Source organism: Zavarzinella formosa DSM 19928 (assembly GCF_000255705.1).
Classification (GTDB): Bacteria; Planctomycetota; Planctomycetia; order Gemmatales; family Gemmataceae; genus Zavarzinella; species Zavarzinella formosa.
In genome coordinates, this window is record NZ_AIAB01000501.1 from 1 (window position 1) to 6,318 (window position 6,318).

Below are 6,318 nucleotides of genomic sequence, written 5' to 3' on the forward strand. Positions count from 1 at the left end.
CAACTACCGTTCCCTACAACCCTGACACAAAAGAAATTACAGGCCCGTAATGGCACGCCGGTGTCCGCGCCCGACTGGTTCCAGTTCCTCGGTGAGTTGGAACATCTCCGCATGGCCTGGCTCGCCCGGCATCAGGATCACGTAGCGGAACGTCCGGGCTTGGTCTTCACGGAAGACCGCCACCGGGACGCCCTGGGCAGGATACGCGGTGCCTTTTCGCGCCTTGAGTTCGATGCGGACGTTGCTGTTTCCCACATCTTTTCGGACCTTGCGCACTTCCTGGGGCGACAGGGAGCCTGTTGGTGCAACGGCCGTCATAAACACCCGGAGATTCGACGCTGGCTCGACGCGGAAGAATTGCTGCGCGACATCGACGTTGAAGTGCACCTGATCCCACCTGTCGCCTGCCTTTGGCACTTGCGCGACGAGCACGCGAGCATCTGGCTGCTCTTCCTCGGTATCAGGCTCTTCGTCGGGCTCCTCTTCCGTGGTCACCACATCCGGCTCGACGTCACGCCGGCGTCTTCCGCCTCGGATGATGTTGCGAGCCGCCCGCTCAAGGGCCTCCTCGTCGATCACCTGAATGTCCGCCGCGTGTCGCGTGACGAAGCTGTCCCATTCGGAGAGGTCGAGGTCCTCATCGGGGTCAGCGGTCACCACCGAGTAGGCTTCGTAATTGTCCCACAGGCCGCCGGGCGTCAGGTTGCCGGACCCGACGATGGCCGTGCGGCTCCCATCCTGGCGAACGAACCTCGTGATCTTCGGGTGGAAGAGACCGCCCGACCGGCGGTTCCAGAAGACGCGGACGTTCAGGTTTGGAATGCGATTGTCGAAGGACTGGAGCCGTTCAAGGGTCGGCCGATTGGTTACCGCGTCGATGCCGACGATCAGGTCGAAGGTGCCGCGACCCAAGAACGCGGCGAAGTCGTCGTCCTCCAGCAGCGCGTCCACCCCTTGGAGTGACGCGAAGGCGAAGATGCCCATGCCCGCTTTGGCTTCGCGCACGGACTCAGCGATGGACTCGATCAGATAGATCGTGTCCGGGTGCGTCGGGTCCTGAATGCGAAACTCATGCTTCACAGCATCTCCTTACTTCGCCTTCGGAGGCCAGCTCCTCCTCTTCGGCGCGGTCGCTCCGTTGGTCCCGTGCGCGGCACCGTTCAAGGCGTGGCTTCCGTTCACCTGCTCGGGGAGCGTCAGGCTCATCAGCGACTCGTAGTTCTGCACCTTCGGGCCGTTGACCTTCTTTCCGCTGGGTTTAGCCATTATCAGAATGTATTCGTGCACGTTTTTGAAGTGAAAATTCGGCGGGTACGGGTAACTGCCGAAGATCGGCCGCTGGTCGTTGGCCGACCCCCACTTGCCGCCGGTGCCGTCCTTGTTCCAGATGATCTCGTTGACCATCACGAAGCCGATGTCGCGCAGCAGGATCGTGAAGTCGGTGGCCAGCGGGAACGTCAGCAGCCCGTGATTCGTGTGCTGATTGACGTGGGCGGTCACCAGGCACAGCTTGCGGCCGGGCATCAGAGTGCGGTAGCACTCCTCGAAGATCGGCCGGATCTCCGCGAAGAACTTGATGTAGTTGCCGACGTTGCCGACGTTGGCCTCGCCCTTGCCGTAGTCGGCCTTGTTCCAGTACGGGGGGCTTGTGACGACCAGGCCGATGCTGTCGTCCTTCACGGATGGTAACTTCCGGCTGTCGCCGTGCACGATCTGGACGCCCTTCTTGGTCCCCAACTCCGTCCGCATTATCGCCACGTACTCTTCGTTCTGATCGACGCAGACCGCCTTCCGCCCGATGGGCAGCGCCGCGCAGGCCGTGTTCCCGACCCCGCCGAACGGGTCCAGTACGGTGTCGCCCCAGAACGTGAAGAGCTTGATGAGCCGGTGCGGGATCTCGATGGGGAAGACCGCAGGGTGACCCTCGTGCGAGGTGTTCGCGATGGACCAGACGGTCTTCGTGTACTCCCGCCATTCATCGACGGTCAGCTTGCTCTTTTCCTTGATGTCTTCGGCGATCATGATGATTCCCCTTCCTGGGTATCGAATAGCGACTTCAGGTGACTGCGACGGGCATCGGTGTCATCGACCACCACCGCGTCGATCACGAACGATTTCAGCGTCTGCTTGAACCGCTTGGGAATCTTCGCCGCGTCGATCAAGAGTTCGTCGATTGCGTCTCGCTCCTTCTCCAGAGCCAGGGGGCGATAGGCCACGGTCTGCTTGCCCTTGTTGATGCTGACAATCCGGTGCCCCTGCAAGGCTTCCCACATCTGCCGGCCACACCGGCGAAGTTCCTCGGCCTGGTCTGCCTTGAACGAGTGCCGGCCGAAGGGCAGGTTCTGGATGAACCCGCCGCCGACGTGGAAACCATCGCCCTCGACATGCCAAAGCCAGTACGTCAGGCGACTACTGAGGATGGCGAAGGCCATCTCCGCGTGGTCGTCACTGGCGAACTGTAGGCAGTGCACCGTGTTCTCGCTGAGGGGATGTCTGCCCTCGACGGTGATACGGTGGAAGACGTTCAGGAAGTTGTATGCGGTACTCGCCACGAAGACACGGAGATGCTCGGACGCCAGGGTCGCTTCCTGGGGCCGGCACGTCCTGGTCCGCTCGCAGAGCGAGCGGAGCGTGTCCGTTCGGGCCGAGAGGATGGTGAACGCTTGGGACTGCTCGCCGCCACAGAGCTTGGGAATTCCGTCGATAATCGAGACGCCGTGCAGCTGCGTGAACGAGACGGACGCGAACAGCTTGTCCCGCGTGCGGCTGGTCCACTTCTTCAGCGGCCCGGTCTCGATCTGGGCGGTCGTGTCGCGTGGCGGCTCTTCGGGAAGCTCGGTGCGGAACAGGATCGCATTGCGGGTCTTCACGTCCTCGCCGAACAGCGCGTGCGGCTGCCGGTCGAAGAACGCGAACCGCCACCGGCCGCCGTGGGCGTTCATGGCCTGTCTACAGGCGGTGAACTGGGCGCTCTGCTGGAAGGCGATGGAGAGCGGGACGACGAGGGTGGCACTGCTGTTGCCGGGCTTCGTGAGCCGCCACATCGACTCGATAAAGGGCGGGTATAGGTCGGCGGTTCCGTTGCCGGACTTCAGCGAGGCGTACTCCTGCTCAAGCACGTCGCGGTCGTCGCGATGCCCGATGGCGGCGTAAGGCGGGTTTCCGGCCAGGACCTCGAAGCCAGCCTCTGTCTCGGGGAACGCGGCACCCAGCGGCGGCAGGCCGTCTTCGTCGAACAGCGAGGATTTCCGCCCCGTGTCCGTCGGAAGTTTCTCTTCAACGCGCTCGACGTGCCCGCCTTCGATCAGTTGACGCCGGAGACGGCTGCGCGTCTTCGCGGCGGCAGAATACGTTCCGGTCTCGCCGGCCACGGCCTTGAACCGCAGCGAGTCGGTCGCCGCCAGGTTCAGCCGGATGGCGTGCCACGCCGACCAGGGCGCGATCTTTGGCATGCAGTGGTGCAGCAGGACGAAGGCACAGCACTCGACGGCCAGTGCGCTGATGTCGAAGCCGTACAGGCTACGGATGGTGAAGGCGAAGCGGTCGAACCGTTTCTCGGCCCGCTGGGCGGCGATCCGCAGCATGGCCACCAGGTAGACGCCGTTCCCGCAACTCGGGTCCAGACAGTGGATGTCCTTCCCGTGACCGGTCAGCGCGTCGGCGACTTGGTACTCCGCGACATCGGCCGGGGTGTAGAAGACGCCGTTCTCACGCTTGGCATCTCGTGCGGAGCGCGTGGTTGGGTCGCGCATGATGCTCATGCGGCTGCCCGGCCCGTGCACTTCCAGGACGTAAGGCAGAAGCTCCAGGAGGTCTTCGTCGAAAGACAGGCGCTCCAGCGCGTTCAAGGCCGGCTGCGCATCGACGTAGGCCACGAGTGAGGGAAGGTTGTGCCCGCCGAAGAACCAGCGCTCGGCCTCGGCGAGGTCGCCCTTCTGGCCCGCCATGCGGAAAAGCAGGTAGGCGTTCACTATCGCCCAGGCGGCTCGCTGGCTGATCGGCTCTTCTGAAGGGGAGAGAGCACCGCCGTCCCAGCGGGGTGCGAAGATGGTGCGGAAATCGGCCTCAGCCTTCCGGGTCTGCAACCGGGGTTCGAGCAACTGCGCCGCCTTCCGGACGTGCTGTGCGCGTTCCTCCGTGGCCGACGAGATTGTGCGGCCAGCCCCAGGCACAGAGAGTCTTTCCTTCGTTACCACAAGCGTCCCGATCCATCGCTAGCGAAGCGCGCGCCGCCGTTACTGGCTGACACGCAGGGCGTTGCGGCATGTCAACCGGACCAACTCTGTACGTCGCGTCGAGTCTGGCCGTTCTCACGGAGCGCTTTCGTTCTGGAAATGCCCCACGGTATGGGTACAGGCGTTCACGCCCTGTCCCCGAGGTTTGTCATAAGCGATCGGCTCGCAATTTACAAGCTCAGGAGGCCGCAAGCCCGACGCAGCTTGCCCCGGCCGCCGTGCCCCCGCCCCCGCCGAGTTTGCCTCGCTTTTCCTGACACACGTCCTTCAATGCCACTGGTTCCACCGCCGCTTCTTCGGCGGGTCCGGGCCGAAGGCCGAGGCTGGCGTCTCTTTGTTCCTCCGCTTGTTGAACGTCTTGTTGAAGCTGAGCTTGGGCTTCGCGTACTTCCTCGCCTGCCGTTTCACCCACGACTTGGTGTGCCCTCGCCTGACTACGCTCTCGGGGACGGTGCGCAACTTCCCGGCGATCTTGACGCGGACTCTCATGGTCCCATGCTAGCGCAGGGAGAAGGGGTCGGCTAGAATTCCCGCGATTGCGGAAGTCTCTGCCCGTCGTCGGCGAGTCGATCCCTGAATCGAGAGGCGATCCCCCGCTCTATACCGGCAACATGGCCGAGCACTGGCACTTGGTGGCCCGCAACCGCCAAGCCGAGAAAACCACCGGCAGTTTCTCAAAGAATCAGAAGATGCCCTGCCCATCCTGGGGCATCTCGGCGGCCCGGTGCATCACCGGCTCCCGGCTGGCCCAGGTGTCGGGGACCGTCTGTCACCCGTCCGTCTGCTACGCCCGGAAGCGGAACTACACCTGGGACGCCGTACAGAACAAACTTGAGGAGCGTTACAACGGCATGTGGGACGAGATCGACGGCGTTCCGATCTGGACGGTGGCGATGGCGTTCATGATGAACTGGGAGTGCGACGACATCATGCGCCTGTTCGACTCCGGCGATCTCCAGGGGCCGAACCACTTCAAGAACGTCATCAAGATCGCCGAGGCCGTCCCGCATATCGTCATTTGGATGCCGACTCGGGAGATCACCACGGTACAGAGCGTCACCCGCGAGCGGATTGAAGCTGGTCTAACAGGGTGCCCTCTGAACCTCCGCCCGCGCATCTCCGCCAACCTGATCGACGGGCAGATACCGAAAGGGTTCACCTACACGTCGCGCGTGGTCACCGGCGAAGGGACGTGCATTGCTCAGCAGCAAGGTAATTCGTGAGACGGTAAGATCGCCAACTGCCGGGCGTGCTGGCACGACGAGCACGTCGATTACCCGCTTCACTGAAAAATCCGGGCGATCTCCAGGTACAGCAGGACGGGCAGCACGAACCACCCGCCCACAATCAGGTACGCTGCGACCAGAGGGACGATCAGTGGTAGCTCCTCTTCAAGGTGAAGGAACTTGGTGACGAGCTTCGTTGCTTTGCAGACGTAGACGAGGATGGAGTGGGGCCAACAGAAGTCGAGCAACAGGAGGACGATCAGCACGGCGATGGTCATGCGTCGGGGAGGATGAGCCAGTACACAGTCAGGCCGCCGCCGACACGCTCTTTTCCGTGATGGATGCCGTTCTGGTTTTTCAGGTGGCGGATCTGGGCCGAGATGGACGGCTCGGGGTCGCTGATGCCGGTCGTGACCTTGATGTGGTGCTTGATTTGCTCCAACGTGAACCGCTTGCCGCACTTCATCACATCGTAGACACGCCTTTTCTGCGTAGCCCATTCGCTCCTATCGAAAGGCTCGGGCGGGTCCAACTCCTGGACGGCTTTGGAGAAGCGGCGGGGTACATCGACGGGGGCCGGAAGGGCGTCGATAAGGTCGAAAATGGCGGTTTGGTCGGTCATGGGAGACGGAAGAAAAGAATCCAGGACAGGTATCCGCCGAGGATGATGGTGAGCAATGCTCGGGCGGTGCGGGTGGTCATGCGGCTTTCTGGGCAGCGTCTTCAGCAGCGGCGTTCGCGGCCTCGGTGACGTTCGTCGGATCGACACGGCCGGGCCTGTAATTTCTTTTGTGTCAAGGTTGTAGGGAACGGCAGTTGCAGTCACTGGCCGGTTACCTTGGGCATCCGGCCTTCAA

The 6,318-nt window shown here is 62.8% G+C and carries 7 protein-coding genes; 1 reads left to right on the top strand and 6 read right to left on the bottom strand.

Translation table 11 applies throughout. From position 1 onward, the window contains the following. Positions 1-36: 36 nt before the first annotated feature. The 4 genes from BGIM_RS0100050 to BGIM_RS65715 form a co-directional block, all read right to left on the bottom strand. Positions 37-1,080, bottom strand: a complete 1,044-nt coding sequence (locus BGIM_RS0100050; RefSeq protein WP_020467817.1) for a phospholipase D family protein — start codon at positions 1,078-1,080, stop codon at positions 37-39. 9 nt (positions 1,081-1,089) lie between these two features. After that, the gene (locus BGIM_RS0100055; protein ID WP_020467818.1) at positions 1,090-2,022 is read right to left on the bottom strand and encodes a site-specific DNA-methyltransferase; all 933 of its coding nucleotides are present in this window, start codon (positions 2,020-2,022) and stop codon (positions 1,090-1,092) included. Next, positions 2,019-4,100, bottom strand: coding sequence for an Eco57I restriction-modification methylase domain-containing protein (locus tag BGIM_RS0100060; protein WP_157368515.1), 2,082 nt, complete (start codon positions 4,098-4,100; stop codon positions 2,019-2,021). The genes BGIM_RS0100055 and BGIM_RS0100060 overlap by 4 nt, the downstream gene beginning before the upstream one ends. A 313-nt stretch (positions 4,101-4,413) precedes the next feature. Beyond that, positions 4,414-4,647, bottom strand: a complete 234-nt coding sequence (locus tag BGIM_RS65715; protein WP_020467820.1) for a hypothetical protein — start codon at positions 4,645-4,647, stop codon at positions 4,414-4,416. Positions 4,648-4,771: 124 nt separating this feature from the next. On the opposite strand from BGIM_RS65715, the gene BGIM_RS0100070 reads away from it, so the two are divergent. After that, complete coding sequence (locus BGIM_RS0100070; RefSeq protein ID WP_157368516.1) at positions 4,772-5,458, top strand: GP88 family protein; 687 nt, start codon at positions 4,772-4,774, stop codon at positions 5,456-5,458. A gap of 59 nt (positions 5,459-5,517) precedes the next feature. Here BGIM_RS0100070 and BGIM_RS0100075 read toward each other — a convergent pair whose 3' ends face one another. Together BGIM_RS0100075 and BGIM_RS0100080 are read right to left on the bottom strand one after the other, a co-directional pair. After that, complete coding sequence (locus BGIM_RS0100075) at positions 5,518-5,739, bottom strand: hypothetical protein (protein WP_020467822.1); 222 nt, start codon at positions 5,737-5,739, stop codon at positions 5,518-5,520. Then, on the bottom strand, positions 5,736-6,083 hold the full coding sequence (locus BGIM_RS0100080) for a hypothetical protein (RefSeq protein ID WP_020467823.1): 348 nt from the start codon (positions 6,081-6,083) through the stop codon (positions 5,736-5,738). The genes BGIM_RS0100075 and BGIM_RS0100080 overlap by 4 nt, the downstream gene beginning before the upstream one ends. Positions 6,084-6,318: the final 235 nt, after the last annotated feature.

Bases quoted from the DNA above. Each gene is read 5' to 3' on its own strand.
- BGIM_RS0100055 (WP_020467818.1), bottom strand. From the start codon at position 2,022: ATGATCGCCGAAGACATCAAGGAAAAGAGCAAGCTGACCGTCGATGAA.
- BGIM_RS0100075 (WP_020467822.1), bottom strand. From the start codon at position 5,739: ATGACCATCGCCGTGCTGATCGTCCTCCTGTTGCTCGACTTCTGTTGG.
- BGIM_RS0100080 (WP_020467823.1), bottom strand. From the start codon at position 6,083: ATGACCGACCAAACCGCCATTTTCGACCTTATCGACGCCCTTCCGGCC.